Origin of the sequence: Halegenticoccus tardaugens, assembly GCF_004116405.1 — an archaeon.
GTDB classification, from domain to species: domain Archaea; phylum Halobacteriota; class Halobacteria; order Halobacteriales; family Haloferacaceae; genus Halegenticoccus; species Halegenticoccus tardaugens.
This window is the reverse complement of record NZ_SDIC01000002.1, coordinates 504,788-524,888: the sequence shown is the minus strand read 5'-3', so window position 1 is coordinate 524,888 and position 20,101 is coordinate 504,788. Positions and strand designations below refer to the sequence as shown.

Below are 20,101 nucleotides of genomic sequence, written 5' to 3'. Positions count from 1 at the left end.
TCAATTGGAGCCGGTTCGCTGGTCGAGATATGTGTCGGCCTGTTCGGCCGCAATTTTCCCGTAGACGGCGGCATTCGTCAGCCCTGTCCCACCAGGATAGTTATTGTAGAAAAGCTTTCCAGTGGCGTTGCCGGCCGCGTAGAAGCCAGGGATGACTCGCCGTCGGTCGTCAAGCACCTCCGCATTGCTGCTCGTTTCAACACCACCGAAACTGAAGGTGATACCGCCGGTGACCTTGTAGGCGTAGTACGGCGGATCGTCTATCGGCAGTGCCCAGTTCGACTTTCGCGGACGGAGATCGCCCTCGGTCGCATTGCCGTCGAGCACATGTGGATCGAACTCGTCGGGAGCACAGGCGGCGTTGAATGTCTCGATGGTCGATTGTGCAACAGACGCATCGAGAGCGAGTTGCGCAAAGAGATCCTCAAGAGAGTCTGCGACCGCTGGCTCAGAGGGACCTGTCGCCCGGACGAGGCCGTGCGTCTTCGAGTCAAGGACAATGAACCCAAGGTGTTCCGGTTGCTTGAAAATTTCTCGGCCGAACTTGGCGTAGGTGTGCGCGCGAGCATCTTCGCCCTCGTCGAGGAAGCGTTCTCCGTCAACGTTCAGGATAACGCCGTATTGATAGCCATCGACACGATTCGCACCTCCGCCGACGTCGGGCGAGTTGGCGTCGATGAGCGCCATATGGGCCCCGCTCCACTGGCCGGTGGCGTTGGCGCCCGCAGCAAGCGCCATTTCAATGGCTTCACCAGTATTGTACCCGCTGCCGCGAACTTTCATGTCGTCAAATCCGGCCCCGTAATACCGTGCGCGCTTCTCAGGGCTTGACTCGTACCCGCCGCAAGCGAGGACAACTGCTCCGCAGTCGAAACGGACACACTCGTCTCCGCTTGCTGCTTCGAGTCCGACTACCCGAAATGCATCATCCTGAAGCAGTCGCCTCGCGCTCGTCTCGTAATAGACGTCACCACCGTGGTCCTGGATTTCGTGGATGAGGTGAGCAACCAGCTGATCGTTGTCGAACCAGGTCCGGCCGACGGTATATCCAACCGCAAGCGGCTCCATATCCCACTCGACGCCGTGTTCAGTCAGCCACTCGATTGTCCTACCTGCGTTGTCAACGAGTGTGCGTGCGATGTCGGGGTCTGCTTGACCGTCGGTACGCGCCATGATATCATCGTAAAACTGGTCGGCTGTGTAGTCGGGGACTGCAAACTCATAGCCAAATTCAGTGAGGTCAGTGTCAGCCGATGGGACGCGGAACGACTCACTGTACCCTGTCTGTCCTCCGCGCTCCGCTTTTGGAGACTTTTCCAAAACCGCCACGGACTGTCCAAGTTCCGCTGCTCGAAGTCCGGCCGTGAGACCGGCCATACCGCACCCTACCACGACAATATCGTAATACTGCTGGCTCATGTTTCTGCGTGCCACATGGTACCATACTGAACCAAGAGCTAAATAAGTATTCGGTGTCGGCGATACACCGATACAGACTGGAAACGGAGTCGGAACTCCAACCAAACAATGGCTTACAGGTTGAACGCATACTCACCCACCGTTTGCTGTGGTCGTCCTGCTTCGTAATTGGCGGGCCGCACGCGTCGTGGTACACGTATAGTCGGAGCCATCGTACACACGAATGGTAATGGGGAAGTGAGGTTAACCGAGTCAAGGCCAATTACCTCACCTCCGATGGTGCCATCGATTAAGAGAGAGAACTGGGATGGGACCAATTCTATGAATCCAGTCACGTATTTTGCAGCTGGCAGTATCACAGCGCTAGCTGGGGGACCACTCTATTACTGGTTCCGCGGTGCACCAGAACTAGAGATGTGAACTATCTCCTCTCCACACGTAACCACTGACTGAACCACAAGTTCGAAGTTTGGCCGGATGATGCCTGCCTTCTTTTCATAGCTCGTCGCATGATTTGGTCTATGTCTGTTGATTCTCCACTCGAACAATACCCTACATACCATGCTGGTAGGCACGCATCAGAACCTCATCCTCCGAAACTCTGCGTCTTAGACGTTTAGATTCCATATATCATTATTGTATTTATAGTTGGCTACAAGGAAGGTAGATCGCCTGTAGGTGGCGATATCGGGAGAAGGGATATTTGAGATGGTACTATGCGTTAGACGCGTAATGTACAGTGAATTTATCTACCCCCACACTGTACCACAATCCAACCACATGGCGCCCACTGAGCCCACCGCTACTCCCAGCTTCTTTGTGGTGGACGGGTTCGTTGACATGGTCTTCCTGCCATAGAGAAAGCCAGTTCGGGTGTTGGCGCACCTGGACGTTTCCACGCCCCGAGAGACTAGTCCTTCTTACCAATTTGTACGTGCCAATAGGTAAGAAGCAATTTCCTGTTCGTACGTACCAATAGGCCTAAGTCGCCTGAACTCAAAGACAGAAGCATGAGTGAACGAGTGCGGAACGACGCCGGTGAATTCGTCGAGACGGTCACGCCAGAGCGCATTCTACAGGTACTGCGCACCGTCGACGATCCAGTCGCCACCGCAGGAGATATTGCGGAGATACTTGACTGTACGCCAGAAGCCGTCAGGCAGAAGCTCACTGTTCTCCACGACCAGGGCCGAGTTGCTCGGCGGAAAGTCGGGGCTCGAGCGGTCGTCTGGTGGCTCACAGAAGAAGAACCACTGCTCAATGACGGTGGCGAGCACAATCGTGATGATCCCTTCTTTGCTGAATCTGGCCTCGAAGGTGATCATGGCGAGCCAATTCCGGTCGCCGATACTGATGAGATACTTGGCGATGCGCTCAGCGAGTTCGACGAGTGAGGGAGCGTCGTGACGTCATCTAAGTTTCCACGCTTTGAACCGGCAGACGACTTTCATGGGCGCGTTCCACTCTTCATCGATACAAACGCGATCGTCGCTCATCTCTATGCCCGCTCAGCAAAGCACGAGGAAGTTCGGCCAGTAATCCAAGCGATCGGAAGTAACGACCTCCCGTATTATCCATTAGTCACGAATCAGTACGTGCTCGATGAAATCATCTCGTTGTTACTCTCACACGCGGACGCGCGCGTTGCCCATCAAGCGGTAGAACGAGTGCTTGAAACCGAGACCGTTCGCGTTCTCGACGCCGAACCATCACTGGTCGACCGTGCACTCGATCAATTCCGCGAGTATGAGGACCAAGCCATTTCACTCACCGATCATGTGATTGCAGTCCAGGCAGATGATTATGGGATCGATCATATCTTCAGCTACGACGCAGGCTTCCGCACACTCGGCTTTACGGCCCTTCCACACGCCTAACCTGGATTCTCCTAGCAGACGGCTTCGGTGAAAGGATCGGCTGCGATTTGTGCCTAGCGATGTGGGATATTGAGATCCTCAGTGAGCTCAGCAAGCTCACGCTCACGAACATCACCAAGTTGTTCAAACCCGAGACGGAGGAGACCTGCGAAGTAGTGGCGGTTCTTCTCAAGTGTCTCGCCGTGCTCGCGCTTGTATCGAAGGTTCAATTCGTCGAACGCAAGATCCAGCTCCTGGTAGAAGTCGGGGTGAAGATAGACCATCTGCGACTTCATTTCTCGCGTCGAAAGCTGCTCAGCCGTCTGTGAGGGAGTAGAAGACGACTGAGATGAACCGTCTGCCTGTTCGTCTATGTGCCTATTCGACTGAGTCGCCTGTTCGTCTATTCGACTATTCGTCTGTGATGCCTGTTCGTCTGCGGCGTCTTCAACGCTTGAGTCATCGGGCGTGTTGCTGCCACCCCACCGACCAGCAAGCTTCTCGGCGCGGTCGTTATCACTCATGTACTTTCACCTCCAAATCCGCGGCAATCTCATCAAAAACCGCTTCCATATCACACTCTTCGTCGTGAGTCTGAATCGACCGTCCTGCCATTAGCGCTCGTTGAAGGGCAACACGCTTTCGAACCTCGTAGATCGGGACTGCATCTCCAAAGACCTCGCTAAACCACTCGAGCATTTGTTCAGAGACGCCATCCGTTCGGACTTCATTCGCAACGACACCAACTGGCTCGATCTCGCTGTCAGGGAAGACAAGGGCGAGACTATCGATCTGATCGCGAAGCAGCTCAAGTGCTCGCATGGACGTCCCTTTCGTCTCCGCTGGAATCAAGACATGACCGGTCGCGAGTAACGCGTTGTCAGTGAGCGCGCCAAGACCAGGAGGACAGTCGATAACAATGAAGTCATACTCTCGGTCGAGGCGATCGAGAGCCATTCCGATGCGACGTTCCCCTCCCTTTGCTTGTTGCAGTTGGGTTTGTGTGTTCTTTGCTGTCAGTGTGGCGTTTGAAGGGATAACATCGAACTCGACACCTTCGCGGATGAGCTCGCCGAGACGCCCGATATTGTCCAATTCAAGAAGAACGTCATGGAGCGTCAACGAGTCTTCATCATACGCATCGCCGAGTCCAGTCCCCTCAGTAGCGTAGCCTTGCGGGTCAAGATCGATGAGGAGGACGTCGTTGCCACGGTTTGCAAGCGCTCCTGCAACGTTGACCGCGACGGTCGTCTTTCCCGTCCCGCCTTTTTGGTTTGAGACGCATAGGCGCATAGACGACTGTTCGTATCCATCGACAAAAACGTATGTCAGACATAGGTGAATAAATCAACAAGACAACTATGCGCCTATACGTCTATTCACCTATTCACTCACAACACCAACTCAGAGAGACCGTGAGGAGTGTGAGTAGGGACAGGGCAGGGTGGTTCACAGAGGCGTCCGGCCGTTTCGAAGCCGCTCCCGGGCGAAGAAGAGCCGTACAGAGTATAATATATTATTCATAGCAAATTAAATATAATAAACTCGTTTTGGACGAATTGATGCGTTTCGCGCTTACCACGTCACGACGACGGTTCATACTCGGGGGACTAACGACACTCGGAGCGACGACTCGCGCGAGCGCTCGCGGGCCCAGCACCGGTGCTCGATCGGACGCTCTGCGGGCGTGCTCGTTCAATATCCGATACGACAATCCCGAAGACGAGTATCCGTGGGACGAACGGCGCAGCCGAGTCGTCGAAACGGTCATGACGCTCGATCCGGGACTCCTCGGGGTTCAAGAGGCGCAGCCCAACCAGTACGACTACCTCCGGAAGGAGCTCGAAGACTACGAGTGGTACGGCGTCGGTCGCGACGACGGCGACCGCGAAGGCGAATTCGTCCCCATCGCGTGGCGAAAAGACCGATTCGAGGCGCTCGAAACGGGCGCGTTTTGGCTCTCGGAGACGCCCCGCGAGCCGAGCGTCGGCTGGGACGCCGATCTCCCACGGGTGACGACCTGGGCGAGCCTGTCCGACCGCGAGACGAAAAAGCGCGTGTGGTTCTGTAACACCCACTTTTCACACGTCGGCGAGCGGGCCCGCCGCGAGTCCGCGCGGCTCCTCAAGCGGCGCGCACACGAGCGCGCAGCCGATAAAGAGGAGGTCGTCATAACGGGGGATTTCAACTCGAAACCGAGCGACGAACCGTACCAGTTGCTGACCGGGATTGCCGGCGGTACCGGGAGTCCGCTCGTCGATCCGCGGAGGGAAACGACCACGCGCTCTGTGCACGGGCCCTGGGGGACGTTCCACGGGTTCACCCCCGAGATTGAGGATCGAATCGATTACGTCTTCACGACGGAGGAAGCCTCGGTTCACGAGTATCGGACCCTCGACGTCCGGGCAGGGGAGTACCGATCGGATCACCTCCCCGTCGTCGCGGACTTCGAATTCGCGCCTCGTCCGTGGCTTCCCCGGAAGGGGGAGTGAACCGCCTCGGGGCGAACTAATTGAGAAACGAAGGTTCTCGCGTGTACGGAACGCGGGTGTTCGAATTCGTTCGGATTCGAGTCCGCACGAGTTACCGGGCGACCCGGGAGAGAACCGCCGCCTCGATTTTCTGGAGGTGTTCACCGACCGTCGCTCGGCTGAGTCCTGCTTCTGCGGCGATGTCCTCGAGCGTGGCCCGACGCGGTACCTCGTAGTAGCCGCAGTCGACCGCGATCGAAAGTATCTGGTGTTGGCGGTCGGTCAACCGCGATCCGAGGTCCCGTCTATCGGGATGGTACGCGCCAGTCCTTTCGAGGCGTACTTCGACGAGCCCGGAGATGGCGTCCAGCGCCTCTCTGAGCGGTATCGCCTCGCCGATCAGCGTTGCGCGGGCGGTTCCGCCGTCCGCGAACTCGATGGGCGTGTCGAGCACGATCTCGTACTCGTGGAGCGTCGAGACGAGGGATTTTACGGGGTCCCGGAGTTCACAGTGGATGTACGCGAATCCTTCACCGTCCCCTCGGTCGACGACGTCGTAATTCAACACACTCGGATCCGACGCGAGCGCCGTTCGAGCCCGGTCGAGGTTCCCCCGAAGGTCCGAGAGCATAACGACCGTCCCGTCGTCGACGGGATTGAAGTGGTACAACCGCTCCCGCGTCACGGCGGGCGATCCCGCGATCGAATCGTCAGTGGCGTCCGAGCCCTCGTCTCCAAGTTCCAACAATACGGTTGCGTATCTCGTCGACGATTCTCTCGATTGGCGGATCTCCTCGGTCTCGGTTCCCTGCCGATCGTTCGGTTCGTCTGTGTTGTTCGCGGTCATAGGTTCGTCTCGTCGTCGGGGCTCCCGAGGGAAGAACAGTGGCGATGCTATTTACGTAAGCTACCCACGACTACAGTCGTGGGCTTTCCCCCGACGGTTTCGGCGCACGACTCGGTCACTCGTGGGGGCGGTTCACGGCGGCAGGACGGGCACACGGAGGGGATTCCTGCGTGGTGTTCCGTCCCGTGGTCTGCGTCCGAAGCCGACACACCCGGCTTTAATTCCCGGTGTTCTTATCTCCCACTCAATCCCAACAGTGGGAACGGAGCGGCCAGTGGCGTCACGTTCGCGGTCTTAGTCCCCGAGTTCAGGGCCTGCCTACGGAGGCCCCTACCAAGCGTCCGTTTTGGCCGCTCGGCAGTGTCGTACAAACCGCCCCGAGAAAGCCTATTTCTTTCGATACGGGCGACAGAAACTACAGATGGGCGATTCCTCCCACGACTCAAGTCGTGGGCTTCCTCGCTCTACAGTTATGTGATCGCGCACATTTTCTTCGCTCTCGCAGGCGCTCACCCCCGATTGCGACGGATTTTGGCCTTTCGAGCAGGGATCGCCGAGAAAGACGGATGGAGACGCATTTGAGATAGGGTCGAAGCTGGATCTCGTATGAGAGGGGAGGTTTGATTGTATCGATTGAAACAGCCGTTTGAAATCATCGTTTGGAACAATCATTTGAAGCCTTTATTTGCACTTGTTTCACGGACCGGTCCGAGACACGGGTTACGCGTCCCACCGCGCAGAGAGGGATGTAGCACGATATCATCCAAAGGACGCTACCGCAAGAGGAGTGAAGCGGTCGCAGTCGCGTGACGCCACCCTGAATAAGGGGAACAGTTGACGAACCGCCCGGAGGTCTTCAGGACGGCGCTAAGCGGTAGATTCTGCGCGAACCAACAGTGGATCAGGGCGAGGGGGAAGGTGGCCCCACACCCCTCGTCCAGAGTGTAAAGCTGTGAGAGTGGAGGTGGTTTGCGTCCAGATGAAATCGAGGTGGACGTCGAAAGAAAATCCCAATTTAGCCGAAAAGGAGCCACTTTGCAGCCACACGCAGGACAGAGATCACGGATAAATTGAGGCCGAGTTCACGACCAACCCGACGAATGAGTCATTCGTCGTATTCGTTGTTATGAATGTAGTTAGGATGAATTGGACGGGTAGCGTAATAAATCTTCTTATTCACACTAATAATGTTGTCTCTACCAGAGAACGATCATCTACCGATGAGAGGACTGTTCTAATGAAGGACCCCTATCACCAACTCTCGCCATTCTCCCATATTCTCCGTTATTTCCCGTCATTCTCCGTCACTTCTGCTCTCGACATCCCGAACATCAAACCTTACTGCCAGCTCGTTACACTCTGGATGAGGGGTGTAGGGCTCGTGGGGTTCGTATGATAACGATCGATCGCTATCTCGCCCGTCCGAAGGTCGGAATACACTCTGGACGAGGGGTGTCTGCCGTGCGTCAGACGACGTTCTCGAATTCTAAGCAGGTAATCGTCGATCGCTCTCAGTTACGCTTCCCGGTTACACTTTGGGCGAGGGGTGCCGCTTCGATCGGAGCGGATGAACCGATGAATCCGTCGAAACCACCACGACGACGACACCCTGATCATCGATCGATCTCGTGCGTTTACACTCTGGACGAGGGGTGTCGACCGTCTCACGTCGACCGACCTCTATGACATTACGGAGATACAGCGAGAGTGCCTCGGGGCTTGACCCCGAGGATGAATCGCGTAAGCTATCTGACTCATCCCACCGTATTGGTGAGTACAGTTGCGAGGTGGGTTACAGACCTTACTCCGAAGCAACTGCGCGCTGTTGCGAGGAATGCGACACCTCTCAAAACCCGCGTCCTTGACGTGGTGGGACGGGTGTTGTCGGGTCGTGGTGGAGCGACCGACCCTCACGGACACAGCGAGTGTTCGGGTGGTAATTCCAGCCGACCCATTTCGGGAAGGTCGAGGGGAATTGAATTCACCTGCGTCTGTCCGTCCGTTTCTGGACGGCACAAACAAAACGGTGACGCCTCGGGGATTGTCCCCGAGGCACTTCACATCTTGATCGACCTCACCGATACTTTGACCGGCCTCGCCGACACCCTGATCTATCACTCGTGACTACCTCCAAGTCCACGATCGGTGATATTTGCACGAAATAGCGTCACGGTTCCGTTCCACGTCGATTTACACTCTTGCTGAGGTGTGCGAACCATTAAGTGGCGGGGTCACGGGGTATGACACATCGATGGCCGAAGAACCGCCAAAGCTCTCAGACTTCGACGATCGGTTCGAGGACCCCCCCAAGGATCCCCTGTTCCATCTCGACGACGACGATCCGGACCGAGCGAAGATTTTCGCCCGAAAGGAGCTCCTGAAAGTGGGCCACGTCCCCGAGAGCGCTCGTATCGTCGGTCGCGACGAGGAGATAGAGGCCGTCGCGGCCGAACTCCGTCCGATCGTTCGCGGGGATCCGCCGAACAACGTGATGATCTACGGGAAGACGGGGACTGGGAAGTCGCTCGTCGCACGTCACGTCACCGAACGAGCGGGACGTGCTGCGGAGTCTAACGGCGTTTCGGTGGGGGCGGTCTACGTCGACTGCGCACAACACAACACGCAGACGAGGGTCGCCAGAACGGTCACGAGGTCGCTCAACGAAACCGATCGCACGAACTTCGACATCCCACGCGCGGGCATCGGCAGCGGCGAATACTACGACTACCTCTGGGAGATTCTCAACGCGGTCTACGATTCTGTCATCATCATCCTCGACGAGGTCGACCGCCTCGACGACGACGACATCCTAATGCAGCTTTCGCGCGCCCGCGAATCGGGCAAGGCGGACTGCCATCTCGGCGTCATCGCGGTGAGCAACAAAATCGAATACCGAAACCGACTGAACGAGCGCGTCAAATCCAGCCTTCGCGAAGAGGAGTTCGTATTCCAACCGTACGACGCGAATCAGCTCCGCGAAATCATGGAACACCGTCGTGACGCGTTCTACGAAGGCGTTCTCTCCGGTGACGTCATTCCGCTGACCGCGGCCGTCGCCGCACAGGAGCACGGCGACGCCAGGAAGGCTATCGAGATTCTCCGGCACGCGGGCGAACTCGCCGAACGAGATAACGTCGAAACGGTCACCGATGATCACGTTCGCGACGCACAGGAGTGGGCCGAGGTCGATCGGTTCGAAGAACTCCTCCGCGGGTCGACGACACAAGTAAAATTCATCCTGTACTCTCTCGCCCTTTTGACCAAGGAGAATCCGCGCACAGACGCCTTCTCGACGAGTCTAATCTACGATCGATACAAGGAAATCGCACAGCGAATCGACGCCAGCGTACTGAGTGAACACAGAGTCTACGAACTCCTGAAAGAACAGGCGTTCCTCGGCGTCGTCGAATCCACGCGGACTGGCGGGGGGCGGGGTCAAGGGAGCTATCTCGAACACCGCTTAGTTCAGGACACGGGGATCGTCCTGAAATCCGTCCTGCGCGATAGCCGTCTGGAGGACATCGCCTGACGTAATCTGGAGATCCTGCCTTGCGTGGTTGCGATCCGCTCGTACCGTCCCTCGTCCGCTCACCGTCCGAGACGGATGGCGTGTTCCGTGATGCCCTGTGCGTTCTCGCCTGAACGGACTACCGGATAACGGGAGTCTAACCCTTGTTGATCGGACCCCACACCCCCGATCAAGAGTGTATTCACATAACTGTAGGGCGAGAAAGCCCACGACTGTAGTCGTGGGTAGCTTACGGAGTACCAACACTACCCTGATTATTCTGGAGTGATTCGACTACGCTCCAGAAACTCGTATCCAGCCGAACAACCGGCACGTCGTCGCGTTAAAAAGCGCTCGTGGCGTCAGAAACGAGTTCTTGAGGATTCAGAAGCGCACCGCAGCTAGGCCAGAAACACGCTGTTTTCAGTTTTTTGGCACACTCTATATAGGCCACTCGCTCTACCAGTGACTTTGTACGAACGTTTCGGGCGAGCGGCGATTCGTGGAGACGAGCACACAACCATTCGTGGTTCCCCGACCTATGACAGAATATTCGACCGAAGTAATTGGACCTATTCGTAACCGAGATGTCGTACAGTACGGAAGGTGAAGCAAGCAACGGAAGTGGGGATCGAGACCTGGATATTCGCCGTTTTGACACGATATCAAACGAAGTTATAAAGGAAAAGAAGCGAAAATCTCACGAATATGGTGACTCATGGTACTTCCCCCGACAATCGATCGTATTTGCGCATTCGACGCCGCTCTCCTGAGAGACCACTACACGGGTTCGTGGACACGTCGATTACGTCGCATCTCAATTCGGTACGAACTATCGCCGGCGAGCGAAAACACGCGCGAATCGAGCGAACGTAGTCACGCTGTCGTGAAGAGGCGAATAACGGGAAGGTACAAACGACCGCGAAACCAGAAACGAACAACCGTGAAGATGGAACGTCCGCAGAAAAGTTGTACGATTATTTTCGTGCGATTTTGTTTGGCTGCGGGGCTTTTTCGGCATCGACATGGTGGAAATTTCACGAGCGCCACGATACGGTGTGACCGGGAACGACGCGAATGAGCGGGCGGTCCTCCAGCGCGTGGTCCGCATACTGGTCGTACTTCGCCCGAAGCTTCGCAATCGCGTCGGCGTGGCCTTCCTCGTCCGGCGAAAGGAGATCGGCGCGGCCGCGGATCTGGACCCAGCGAAGCGCCTCCCAGTCCTCCGAGTACCTGTCAACGACGACGGCGACGAAAGGATTCTCGTCGATGTCGCGAACTCGTCGAAGTTCCACTCCGCCCACCACCTTCGGCTTCTCGTCAATCGGCGTCACGAGGATATCGGAGACCAACGCGAAGCAGACTGGGACGACGTGGGGACGCCCATTCGCGTCAGCCGTCGCCATCCGTCCCACGCGAGCCGCGTCGACGAACGCCCGTTCCGATTCCGAGAGAGACATACTGAGCCGTTAGGCCTCGACGAACGTTATTCGTGCGGGCGTCGATCCGACACCGTCGACTTCGGCCATTTCTCGGTTTCGGTCGGTTCTCGGTTTCAACCAGCCCTCGGTTTAGCTTTAATCGAGGGCGCTACGCCCCCTTCCTCAGCGAGCGGCGAAGCCGCGAGCAGGGAGGGGATACAGCGCCCGCATAGTTCACGTTCACTGCCTGCGGCAACTTTACTACCCGCGCGGTCGAAGCAGGTAGTACGATGCTCACCACACTCCCGGCGGTGTTCAAGCGCGACAATAAGCGCGCACCGTCGGTTGTGGCTGAGTGTCCAACAGGTAGGAGTGGGACACTCCGAACCACCCGTAACGGGAAGTCGCCTGCGGAGTCTGGAACCGCTGTGCCTTCGGGTGCAAGTTTCGACACAGAAACAGGAAGCTCCGACCTCAACAAGCGAGGGCCGGGTAGGCCCGAGTGCGGGAGGTCGGAGTAGTTCACTTGCCCTCACGATCATGCGTCGTCCCACCCGACAGGAATGGATTTTCCTTCCTCGATGGCCGTTCGAATCGCTTTCGCTACGACCTGGGCGCGATACCCGTCTTCGAGGGTCGCCAGCATCTCGCCCTTACCTTTGATGGCGTTCGCGAACCAATCGATCTGTCGCCGCACGGCTCCGTCCATCCGTCCATGTACGACCGGCCAGTGTCGGGTGTCTGGCCGATCGTACCCGTCGCCGTGGATCGTCACGGCGTTACCCGGCGTCTCGACGCTCGCCGTTCCGTCGGTGCCGACGACCTCGAACGAGGCTTCAATTCCCCCTGGAACATCCGCCGGTAGGATTCCGTAGCCCTCGACGCTGGCGATCGTCCCGTTACTGAATTCGAGGAGCGCCTGGGTCGCGTCTGGAACATCGATCTCGTCAAGCTCACCGCGCCGCTGGACGCCCATAACGCGTCGCACAGCACCGTTTTCGCCGACGGTCCAGCGTATAGCGTCAATGTCGTGAACGTTCATATAGTACAGCGGGTGACCCCGAGTCCCGATTCGCCGCGACTCCGCGGCGGTGATTCCCCGCTTGGCTCGCAAACTAACGAGATCGCCTAGCTCGCCCGTCACCGCCGCCTCATGGACCGCGGCGTACGCCGGATCGTACCGTAAGACGAAGCTGACTCCAGCGGTCGCATCGATCTCTTTCGCTCGCTCGACGACCGCGGCCGCTTCCGCCACCGTCGCTGCGATTGGTTTTTCGAGTAACAAGGGGAGGTCCCGGTCGAGAACCGCCAGCGCCTGCTCCGCGTGCGCCGACTCGGGCGTCGCCACGATCGCCGCGTCGACGCCGTTGAGCGCCGTCTCGTAGTCAGTGAGCGCGCGCGAGGCCCCGTACCGCTCCGCGACGTCCGTCGCGCGTTTCTCGTCGATATCGACCACCGTTTCCAGCGCGAGCGACGGGTGGTCCCTCACCGCGTGGGCGTGGTGCCGGCCCATGAACCCGGTGCCGATGACGGCAATGCGGATCACGACGGCCCTTCCTCCTTTTCGACCATCGTCTCGACGCGATCGAGGCCGGTTTCGAGGCGTTCGAGACTGTTCGCGAAACTCAGTCGGAGGTACCCTCGGCCAGCATCACCAAATCCCTCTCCGGGTGCTGTGACGACGCCGTAATCGTACAGGAGCCGTTTTGCGATGTCGAAACTCGACCCGCGAAGCTTCGAAACGTCGACGAACGCGTAAAACGCTCCCTCCGGTTCAGGGCAGGAGAGCTTTGGAATGTCGGCGATCCGATCGACGACGTAGTCGCGCCGTCGTCCGAACGCAGCGCGCATCTCTTCGACGGGCGCTTGCGGTCCTGTCAACGCGGCTACCGCCGCGTGCTGTGAGACGCTCGCGGCGCACGCGGTCGTGCTTTCGTGGATCGTCGTGACCGCAGTCGCCACCTCCTCAGGGGCGATCAACCAACCGACTCGCCACCCCGTCATTGCGTACGATTTCGAGCACGAATCAACCGTGATCACGTGGTTCGGATGGTCGGTGGCCGTCGCGAGGCTCGGCGCACGATCGGTGTACGTCAACCGTCGGTACACCTCGTCAGCGATGACGTACGCGTCGTGGTCCGCCGCCGCCGCCACAACCGCCTCGACGGCGTCGCGGTCGTACACCCGACCGGTCGGATTCGACGGCGTCGTGAGCACGACGACGGCGGTGTCGTCTGAAAGGGCGTCCTCGATCCGCTCGGGGTCGAGGTCGAACTCCTGTTCCGCCGAAAGCGGCGTGTGGATCGGCCGCCCGCCCGCGAGTTTCACCTGCATCTCGTAGTTCGGCCACGAGGGTGACGGCACGATGACTTCGTCGCCCGGATTCACGAGGGTCAACATCAGCAGGTGGAGCGCTTCCATCGCGCCGGCCGTCACCACGACCTCCGTCTCCGGATCGACGGGATCACCGCCGTGTTTCGCCGCCGCCTTCGCGATGGCCCGCCTGAGTTCGAGCGTCCCCGCGTTCGGCGTGTAGTGCGTTTTTCCGCCTCGGGCCGCCCCGTACGCGGCTTCTGTGATATGTTCGGGGGTATCGAAGTCGGGTTCGCCGATTTCGAGGTGCACGAGGTCTCGATCGTCGAGTCGACGCGCGAGATCGAACATCACGCGAATCTTCGACCGCTCGACGCCGCCGATTCTGTCCGCGAGGTGGTCGACCGAAAGGTCCGCCGATGAGTCCGGAGGCATGTGAGAGTATCTCTGGGTCAGGAGGCATATATGTTCGTTTCGTCGGTGCGGCGAAAGACCATCGCCCCTTCGATGGTGGACCGCGACCCACAGAGCTACAGTCGAGGCCGTCTGTCGTCTATACATGCGACTCACGGAGTCGCTCGCCCTCGTCGGATCCGGCGAGGCGAGGCTCACCGACCGCTACGACTGCAACGTGTACGCGATCGAGGCACCCGACGGCGCGGTGCTCGTCGATATGGGCGGCGGTCGAGCAGCGCGACGGCTGCTCGAAAACGCTCGCGGAACGATCGGCGACCCCGTGGGCGCGCTCCTCACCCACGCGCACGCGGACCACTCTCAGGGCGGCCCGGCGCTACAACGGGCGGGCGTTCCTGTGATCGCGTCGAACGCGAGCGCCGACCTGCTTCGGACTGGGACCGAGGCGGAGCTCGGAATCGTCGCCGCGAAACGCGACGGCGTGTACCCGCCCGACTACGAGTTCGCGAACTACGAACCCGACCGGGCCGTCGCCCCGGGAACGACGATCACCGTCGGCGGCCGCGCCTTCGACGTCGTTTCGCTCCGCGGACATGCGTCGGATCACGTGTGCTATGTGACGGAGACCGACGAGGGACGGGTTTGCTTCGTCGGCGACGCGGTGTACCCCGACGGGTCGATCAGCCTGCTCAACGTCTCCGGATCGTCTCTCGCCGCATACCGATCGGACATCGGCAATCTGTGCGGACGCGACATCGACGCGCTGCTCCCAGGGCACGGCCTTCCGCGGCTCGAAGACGGACAGGAGAGCGTCGACCAGGCCGCCGAGGCGCTCGATGGGATGTACGTTCCCCCGTCCAAAACGTGACCATCCTATCGTTCCGCGCGTGCACATCCCGACATCCAAAGCGCGAACGCCTCGCCGTCCCGAACCCGACCCGGAGCTGCGGTGATTATGAGAGCTATTCGGTTTATGTGAACTACCCTGCCCTACTCGCTCCCTGTAGGCACCGATTCGGGTCCTACACAGCGCGTCGTTGAAGCAGGAAGCCCTCCCCTCAAGCGCGAGCCGTCAGGCGAGCGGGAAGGTGGGTCGTTCACTCGAGCAGCAGCGTCAGTACTCGTTCGTAGGCTCGCGCGCAGTCGGCGACGTCGGCCACTCGAACCGACTCGTCGACCGTGTGAGCGTCGCTTTCGATGCTCCCCGGACCGAACAGCACGGTGGGAACCCCGGCGTCGTGAATCAGGAACCGCGCGTCCGTCGCGGCGTTGAATCCCACGGGCGAGGCGTCGACGCCGACGTCGGCCGCCGCGGTCGCCATCGTCTCAACGAGTTTGTGTTCGGTCGGAAGCTCCGCGGCTCGGGCGAACACGATGCGTTCGACGTCGTGCTCGATCGGTCGACCGTCACGCTCGACGCCGGCAAGCAGGTCGTTCAGACGTTCGTCGAACCAGGCGGCGGCTTCGCCGGTTTCGCTGGGTTCGCCGCTCTCGACGGCCCCGGGGAGGAACCGCCAGTCGAAGGTGACGGTCGCCCGGTCCGGCACAACGTTCGGGGCGGATCCACCCTTGATCTCGGTCACGGTCCCCGTCTCCGGGTCGAGGAGATCGTGGCTCGTCTCCTCGCGGAGGTGCTCGTCGAACGCGACGAGACGCGTCAATACGGAGTGCATCCCCTCGATAGCGTTGATCCCCGCGTCCGGCCGCCCGGAGTGGGAACTCCGGCCACGGACAGCGATCCGATAGCGCGCGACGCCCTTCTGCGCGACGCAGATCTGACGGTCCGTGGGCTCGCCGACGACGGCGTAGTCCGCGTCGACGCCGTGTTCGACGAGTGCCCGGGTTCCGCGACCGCCCCACTCCTCGTCGGCGACAAAGCCGAGCACGACCTCCCCGGGTTCGTCCGTCGATTGGAGATACGACTCCGCGGCGAGGAGTTCGGCCGCGAGCGCCGCTTTCATGTCGGACACCCCGCGGCCGACGATACGGTCGCCCTCCCGCCTGAGCGTGTACGGGTCGCCGCTCCACTCGTCCGGGTCGGCCGGGACCACGTCAGTGTGCCCGGTGAGTAGCACGGAGCCGCGGGACGCGTCGCCCGCCCGCGCGACGACGTTGGGGCGGCCGTCCACGGCGTCGTACGTCTCGACCGCGAAGGGGACGGCCGAGGCTTCGAGTCGATCCGCGAGATACTCGGCGACGGCCGTCTCCTCGCCCGGCGGATTCTCGCTGGGCCGTGCGACGAGATCGGCGATCAACCGAAGCAGCGCATCTTCGTCGCTGGGCACAGAGTTCTCGTCGTCGTGCGTCATTCGACCACCGCGCGTCCGCTGCGGAGCGATCGAAGCCGATTCCGATCGACGCTCACCCCGAGTCCCGGTCCCTCGACCGTGATCCGGGGAACGTTCGTGTCGAGGTCGGTTATCCCCTCCGTCGTCATGAAGGGCCCCACCATTTCGTTCCAGACGACGTTCTCGAACGCGGCGACGAAGTGGACGCCCGCGGCCGTTCCGATGTGCCCCTCGACCATCGACCCGAGTTGCGTCGGCCGGCCGTCCGCCGCCGCGACCGCGTTGAGTCGGGTCGCTTCGGTGATGCCGCCGGTCTTCATCAATTTGATGTTGTAGATGTCGCCGGCTCCCCGTTTCACCAGGTCGACGGCGTCGTTCGCTGTCTCGACGCTCTCGTCGGGCATCACCGGCACGTCGACGCGCTCGCGGAGAAAGGCGAGGTCGTCCACGTTCGCCTTGGCGACCGGCTGTTCGACGACGTCGACGAACTCGGCGATACCTTTGATGGCCCGAAGCGCCGTCTTCGCGTCGCCCCACCCTTGGTTTGCGTCTACCTTCAGACTGATCTCGGATGGGACCGCTTCCGCGATCGCCGACACGCGCTCTCCATCCGTCGCCGGATCAGTACCGACTTTGATCTTGAGCTGTTCGTACCCCTCTTCGACGGCTTCGAGGGCGTCGGCTACCATCTCCTCCGGAGACTTGATGCTAAGGACCTTCGGCACGTCGATCGTCGCCTCCGTCGCATTCCCGCCGAGCAACCGGAAGAGCGGAAGGCCCGCGCATTTGCCTCGAATGTCCTGCAAAGCAATCTCGATCGCCGCGTGGGCGCTCGGCGCGCCGTCGACGAGCGCCCGCATCTGACGCGTCACCCGCTCGACGTCGACGGGGTTCTCGCCGAGCACCTGGGGGGCGAGCACGTCTTCGAGAACCGCCGCCGTCGACCCCTGCGTTTCGCCGGTCACCTCGTAGGCGGGTGCCCCCTCGCCCAGTCCGACGACGCCGTCGTCGGTCTCGACCTCGACGAAAACCCGTTCGAGTTCCGGAATCGGTTTCAACGCCGTGACGAACGGTTCTTCCAGCGGTATCTCGTACCGGTGTATCGTGACTTGTTCGATACGCATACGCGGGGATTCTCCGCCGGACCACTTCAACATTGGTAGTAGATCGCATGGACGCGGACGTCGACCGTTACAGTGAGCGGGGTCTCGCCGTTCGCGATGCCGTCTGATCGTCAACGTTCGGAACGCTCTGGTTCACAGCGCCGGAAGGATCTCTTCGGCCGCAACCTCGTAGAAGACTTCCTGCTCGAAGCTGACGTCGGTGATCACGGCGTGGTCTGCGCCCTTCGCCGCCTGTTCGTCCAGCCACGCGAGCACGTCGTTCGCGGTGGACGCGAACAGGAACGCCTCGCGGATCTCCGCGCGCGAGATCCGTTCCCCGGACGTCTGCAACCGCCGTGGATCGCGCTCGCCGAGGTTCTCCGGACGCAGCGTAGAGGCGAAGGAGGACGCGACCCGGTCGACCAGCCGCTCGACATCGCCGAAGCCGCCCACAGTCTGGAAGACGACCTCGCCGTCGCCGCCAGCGTCGCGGTACGGCTCGACGACGTGAGATTCGACGTCCGGAACGCTCGCGATGGTGACGAGGTGGTCGCCATGTTCGGCGGCGAGGTGGGCGCTCTTCGGCCCGGTCGCGGCGAAGTAGACCGGGATCTCCGTTGTTGGCTGTTCATATGGATAAATCGGGTCGAACGAGAAGTGGTCGCCGTCGTAGCCGAAGAAATTGTCCGCTGTCCAATAGGCACGGATGACCTCCATCGCCTCCGTGAGTCGAGTCCCGCGTTCGGCCCACGAGGGCCACTCGTCGACGAACGGGTGTTCGTTCACGCGTTCCCCCGTGCCGACGCCGAGGCGGAAGCGCCCGGGGTACATATTGTCGAGCGTCGCGGCGGCGTTGGCGACGACAAGCGGATGATACCGGTACAGCGGCGGCGTGACGAACACGCCGATCGGGATCGCGTCGGTTCGTTCGAGCGCCGCCGGGATCCATGACCAAGCGAAGGGCGCGCGTCCCCCGTCATGAAACCACGGCTGAAAGTGATCGCCGAACCAGAGCGAATCAAACCCGGCCGCCTCGACCGACTGCGCACGGTCGAGGTAGTAGTCGGGCGGTTCGTACATCCCCCCGAGGTCGATTCCGAGCCTCATGCGCGTTGATACGCGGGTGTGCGTGTTAACGATACCGTCGGATCGCGCGCGGAGACGCGTGAGGTCGTCGATCCAAGGACGGCTCCGCCCCCGGATCCACCGTAACGGGTAAGCGGCTTGCCGTGCGTTGTCGTAGCATGGACTTCGCACTGTGGGCGTACCCCTGGGACCTGCTCGACGAAGGGGTCGACCGAGTCGTAGACCGGTTAATCGACCTCGGCGTGACTGAAGTCAACCTTGCGACGAACTATCACTCGGTCCAACCATTCCTCCCGCACAACCCTCGACGGAAGACGTTCTTCGCCCGCGCGAGTTCGTACTTTCGGCCCGGAGACGCGTACGGACGCCTCTCGCCGGTCTCGAACGAGGTGATGGACGGCGACGACTGGGTCGCGCGGATCGACGAGCGCCTCGCGGACACGCCGCTCGCGTTGAACTCGTGGACCGTCGGCTGTCACAACTCCCGACTCGGGATGCGCCACCCCGACGTCACGCTCACAAACCCGTTCGGCGATCCACTCGTCTTCGGGCTGTGTCCGTCTCACCCCGACGTGCGAGCGTACCTGCTCGCGCTCGTCCGCGACCTCACCGACCGGTTCTCCTTTGAGCGGGTGGAATTGGAGACGTTCGACTACTTCCACGGCAGCGGCTTCGGGTGGCACCACGACAAGTTCCACGCGGAGCTCGGGATGCTCGGGGAGTTCCTCTTTGGGCTCTGCTTTTGCGACCACTGTCGGGAGAACGCCCGCGTTGCGGGCGTCGACGTGGGATGCGCCCGCGAGAGCTGCCGGGAGACGATCGTCGATCTCGCCGAGGGACGGCTCCCGGCCGACGTCGACGTCGCGGAATGGTTCGAGCGCCACCCCGAGGTCCGCGCGTACGCCGCCGCCCGCACCGACACGCTCGGTTCGCTGTTCGCGGATCTCGCCGACGTGGTGGACAGCGCGGCACTCGGGTACTACACCGGGTTCTTCGGCGTCGAAAACGCGTGGATGCAGGGAATCGACCTCCAGGAGCACGCTGAGATACTCGATTACTATACCGTGATCGCGTACGTCTCCTCTCGGCGGGAGGCGGTCGAACGGTTACAAACCGCGATGGCACTCGCGCCTGACGCTTCGGTCCACGCCGGCCTGTTACCCGGTCATCCGGCCGTCCACGACGAGGAGACGGTTTACGACTTGGTCGACGGTGTCAGGGACGCTGGGGTGGACAGAATCTCGTTCTACAACTACGGGCTGCTTCCGAGCCGAAACCTCGACTGGATCGGGACCGCGATCCGGCGGACCACAGATTGATCTACCACCAATCGCTCGACGCGGCATTTCATCCACTCCTGCACTCGCTGTACCGG

16 protein-coding genes are annotated in these 20,101 nt (G+C 60.5%); 6 read left to right on the top strand and 10 right to left on the bottom strand.

What is annotated here, in order from left to right:
- The gene (tcuA, locus tag C3L37_RS06635) at window positions 1–1,434 is read right to left on the bottom strand and encodes an FAD-dependent tricarballylate dehydrogenase TcuA (RefSeq protein WP_228546142.1); all 1,434 of its coding nucleotides are present in this window, start codon (window positions 1,432–1,434) and stop codon (window positions 1–3) included.
- Between the two features lie 995 nt (window positions 1,435–2,429).
- Between tcuA and C3L37_RS24760 the strand changes: the two genes are divergently transcribed.
- Together C3L37_RS24760 and C3L37_RS06625 are read left to right on the top strand one after the other, a co-directional pair.
- On the top strand, window positions 2,430–2,813 hold the full coding sequence (locus C3L37_RS24760; protein WP_228546141.1) for an HTH domain-containing protein: 384 nt from the start codon (window positions 2,430–2,432) through the stop codon (window positions 2,811–2,813).
- Window positions 2,814–2,822: 9 nt separating this feature from the next.
- Window positions 2,823–3,296, top strand: coding sequence for a type II toxin-antitoxin system VapC family toxin (locus C3L37_RS06625; protein ID WP_129113815.1), 474 nt, complete (start codon window positions 2,823–2,825; stop codon window positions 3,294–3,296).
- Between the two features lie 53 nt (window positions 3,297–3,349).
- Here the strand turns inward: C3L37_RS06625 and C3L37_RS24755 are convergent, their stop codons facing one another.
- Window positions 3,350–3,799, bottom strand: coding sequence for a hypothetical protein (locus C3L37_RS24755; RefSeq protein ID WP_228546140.1), 450 nt, complete (start codon window positions 3,797–3,799; stop codon window positions 3,350–3,352).
- A complete protein-coding gene (locus tag C3L37_RS06615) occupies window positions 3,792–4,568 on the bottom strand; it encodes a ParA family protein (RefSeq protein ID WP_129113814.1) in 777 nt (258 codons plus the stop codon). Before C3L37_RS06615 ends, C3L37_RS24755 begins: the two co-directional genes overlap by 8 nt.
- A 386-nt stretch (window positions 4,569–4,954) precedes the next feature.
- Between C3L37_RS06615 and C3L37_RS06610 the strand changes: the two genes are divergently transcribed.
- Window positions 4,955–5,767, top strand: coding sequence for an endonuclease/exonuclease/phosphatase family protein (locus tag C3L37_RS06610; RefSeq protein ID WP_394345787.1), 813 nt, complete (start codon window positions 4,955–4,957; stop codon window positions 5,765–5,767).
- 91 nt (window positions 5,768–5,858) lie between these two features.
- On the opposite strand, the gene C3L37_RS06605 is transcribed toward C3L37_RS06610, so the two are convergent.
- Complete coding sequence (locus tag C3L37_RS06605) at window positions 5,859–6,593, bottom strand: helix-turn-helix domain-containing protein (RefSeq protein WP_129113812.1); 735 nt, start codon at window positions 6,591–6,593, stop codon at window positions 5,859–5,861.
- A gap of 2,251 nt (window positions 6,594–8,844) precedes the next feature.
- Here C3L37_RS06605 and C3L37_RS06600 point away from each other — a divergent pair.
- Window positions 8,845–10,122, top strand: coding sequence for an orc1/cdc6 family replication initiation protein (locus C3L37_RS06600; protein ID WP_129113811.1), 1,278 nt, complete (start codon window positions 8,845–8,847; stop codon window positions 10,120–10,122).
- Between the two features lie 1,016 nt (window positions 10,123–11,138).
- Here the strand turns inward: C3L37_RS06600 and C3L37_RS06595 are convergent.
- The 3 genes from C3L37_RS06595 to C3L37_RS06585 all read right to left on the bottom strand — a co-directional run bounded on the left by C3L37_RS06595 (window position 11,139) and on the right by C3L37_RS06585 (window position 14,270).
- Window positions 11,139–11,561, bottom strand: a complete 423-nt coding sequence (locus C3L37_RS06595; RefSeq protein ID WP_129113810.1) for a TIGR03668 family PPOX class F420-dependent oxidoreductase — start codon at window positions 11,559–11,561, stop codon at window positions 11,139–11,141.
- A 499-nt stretch (window positions 11,562–12,060) separates the two neighbouring features.
- The gene (locus tag C3L37_RS06590) at window positions 12,061–13,068 is read right to left on the bottom strand and encodes a Gfo/Idh/MocA family protein (protein ID WP_129113809.1); all 1,008 of its coding nucleotides are present in this window, start codon (window positions 13,066–13,068) and stop codon (window positions 12,061–12,063) included.
- Window positions 13,065–14,270, bottom strand: a complete 1,206-nt coding sequence (locus C3L37_RS06585; RefSeq protein WP_129113808.1) for a pyridoxal phosphate-dependent aminotransferase — start codon at window positions 14,268–14,270, stop codon at window positions 13,065–13,067. The genes C3L37_RS06590 and C3L37_RS06585 overlap by 4 nt, the downstream gene beginning before the upstream one ends.
- Before the next feature lie 124 nt (window positions 14,271–14,394).
- Here C3L37_RS06585 and C3L37_RS06580 point away from each other — a divergent pair, with 124 nt between their 5' ends.
- On the top strand, window positions 14,395–15,117 hold the full coding sequence (locus C3L37_RS06580; protein WP_129113807.1) for an MBL fold metallo-hydrolase: 723 nt from the start codon (window positions 14,395–14,397) through the stop codon (window positions 15,115–15,117).
- A 229-nt stretch (window positions 15,118–15,346) separates the two neighbouring features.
- Here C3L37_RS06580 and C3L37_RS06570 read toward each other — a convergent pair whose 3' ends face one another.
- From C3L37_RS06570 to C3L37_RS06560, 3 genes are all read right to left on the bottom strand, one after another.
- On the bottom strand, window positions 15,347–16,558 hold the full coding sequence (locus C3L37_RS06570) for a M20 family metallopeptidase (RefSeq protein ID WP_129113806.1): 1,212 nt from the start codon (window positions 16,556–16,558) through the stop codon (window positions 15,347–15,349).
- Window positions 16,555–17,661 (bottom strand): mandelate racemase/muconate lactonizing enzyme family protein, encoded by a 1,107-nt coding sequence (locus C3L37_RS06565; RefSeq protein ID WP_164974692.1) that lies wholly within the window; start codon window positions 17,659–17,661, stop codon window positions 16,555–16,557. The genes C3L37_RS06570 and C3L37_RS06565 overlap by 4 nt, the downstream gene beginning before the upstream one ends.
- A 132-nt stretch (window positions 17,662–17,793) precedes the next feature.
- Entirely contained in the window at window positions 17,794–18,747 is a 954-nt protein-coding gene (locus tag C3L37_RS06560) for an LLM class flavin-dependent oxidoreductase (protein WP_129113804.1), read from the bottom strand.
- Between the two features lie 137 nt (window positions 18,748–18,884).
- Between C3L37_RS06560 and C3L37_RS06555 the strand changes: the two genes are divergently transcribed.
- Window positions 18,885–20,045 carry a hypothetical protein gene (locus C3L37_RS06555; protein WP_129113803.1) on the top strand — a complete coding sequence of 387 codons (1,161 nt, stop codon included), beginning with the start codon at window positions 18,885–18,887 and terminating at the stop codon, window positions 20,043–20,045.
- Window positions 20,046–20,101: the final 56 nt, after the last annotated feature.

Excerpts from the sequence above, each read along its gene's own strand:
- C3L37_RS06585 (WP_129113808.1), bottom strand. The coding sequence starts at position 14,270 with ATGCCTCCGGACTCATCGGCGGACCTTTCGGTCGACCACCTCGCGGAC.
- C3L37_RS06555 (WP_129113803.1), top strand. The coding sequence starts at position 18,885 with ATGGACTTCGCACTGTGGGCGTACCCCTGGGACCTGCTCGACGAAGGG.
- C3L37_RS06560 (WP_129113804.1), bottom strand. The coding sequence starts at position 18,747 with ATGAGGCTCGGAATCGACCTCGGGGGGATGTACGAACCGCCCGACTAC.
- C3L37_RS06615 (WP_129113814.1), bottom strand. The coding sequence starts at position 4,568 with ATGCGCCTATGCGTCTCAAACCAAAAAGGCGGGACGGGAAAGACGACC.
- C3L37_RS06565 (WP_164974692.1), bottom strand. The coding sequence starts at position 17,661 with ATGCGTATCGAACAAGTCACGATACACCGGTACGAGATACCGCTGGAA.
- C3L37_RS24760 (WP_228546141.1), top strand. The coding sequence starts at position 2,430 with ATGAGTGAACGAGTGCGGAACGACGCCGGTGAATTCGTCGAGACGGTC.
- C3L37_RS06595 (WP_129113810.1), bottom strand. The coding sequence starts at position 11,561 with ATGTCTCTCTCGGAATCGGAACGGGCGTTCGTCGACGCGGCTCGCGTG.
- C3L37_RS24755 (WP_228546140.1), bottom strand. The coding sequence starts at position 3,799 with ATGAGTGATAACGACCGCGCCGAGAAGCTTGCTGGTCGGTGGGGTGGC.
- C3L37_RS06600 (WP_129113811.1), top strand. The coding sequence starts at position 8,845 with ATGGCCGAAGAACCGCCAAAGCTCTCAGACTTCGACGATCGGTTCGAG.
- C3L37_RS06605 (WP_129113812.1), bottom strand. The coding sequence starts at position 6,593 with ATGACCGCGAACAACACAGACGAACCGAACGATCGGCAGGGAACCGAG.
- C3L37_RS06580 (WP_129113807.1), top strand. The coding sequence starts at position 14,395 with ATGCGACTCACGGAGTCGCTCGCCCTCGTCGGATCCGGCGAGGCGAGG.
- C3L37_RS06570 (WP_129113806.1), bottom strand. The coding sequence starts at position 16,558 with ATGACGCACGACGACGAGAACTCTGTGCCCAGCGACGAAGATGCGCTG.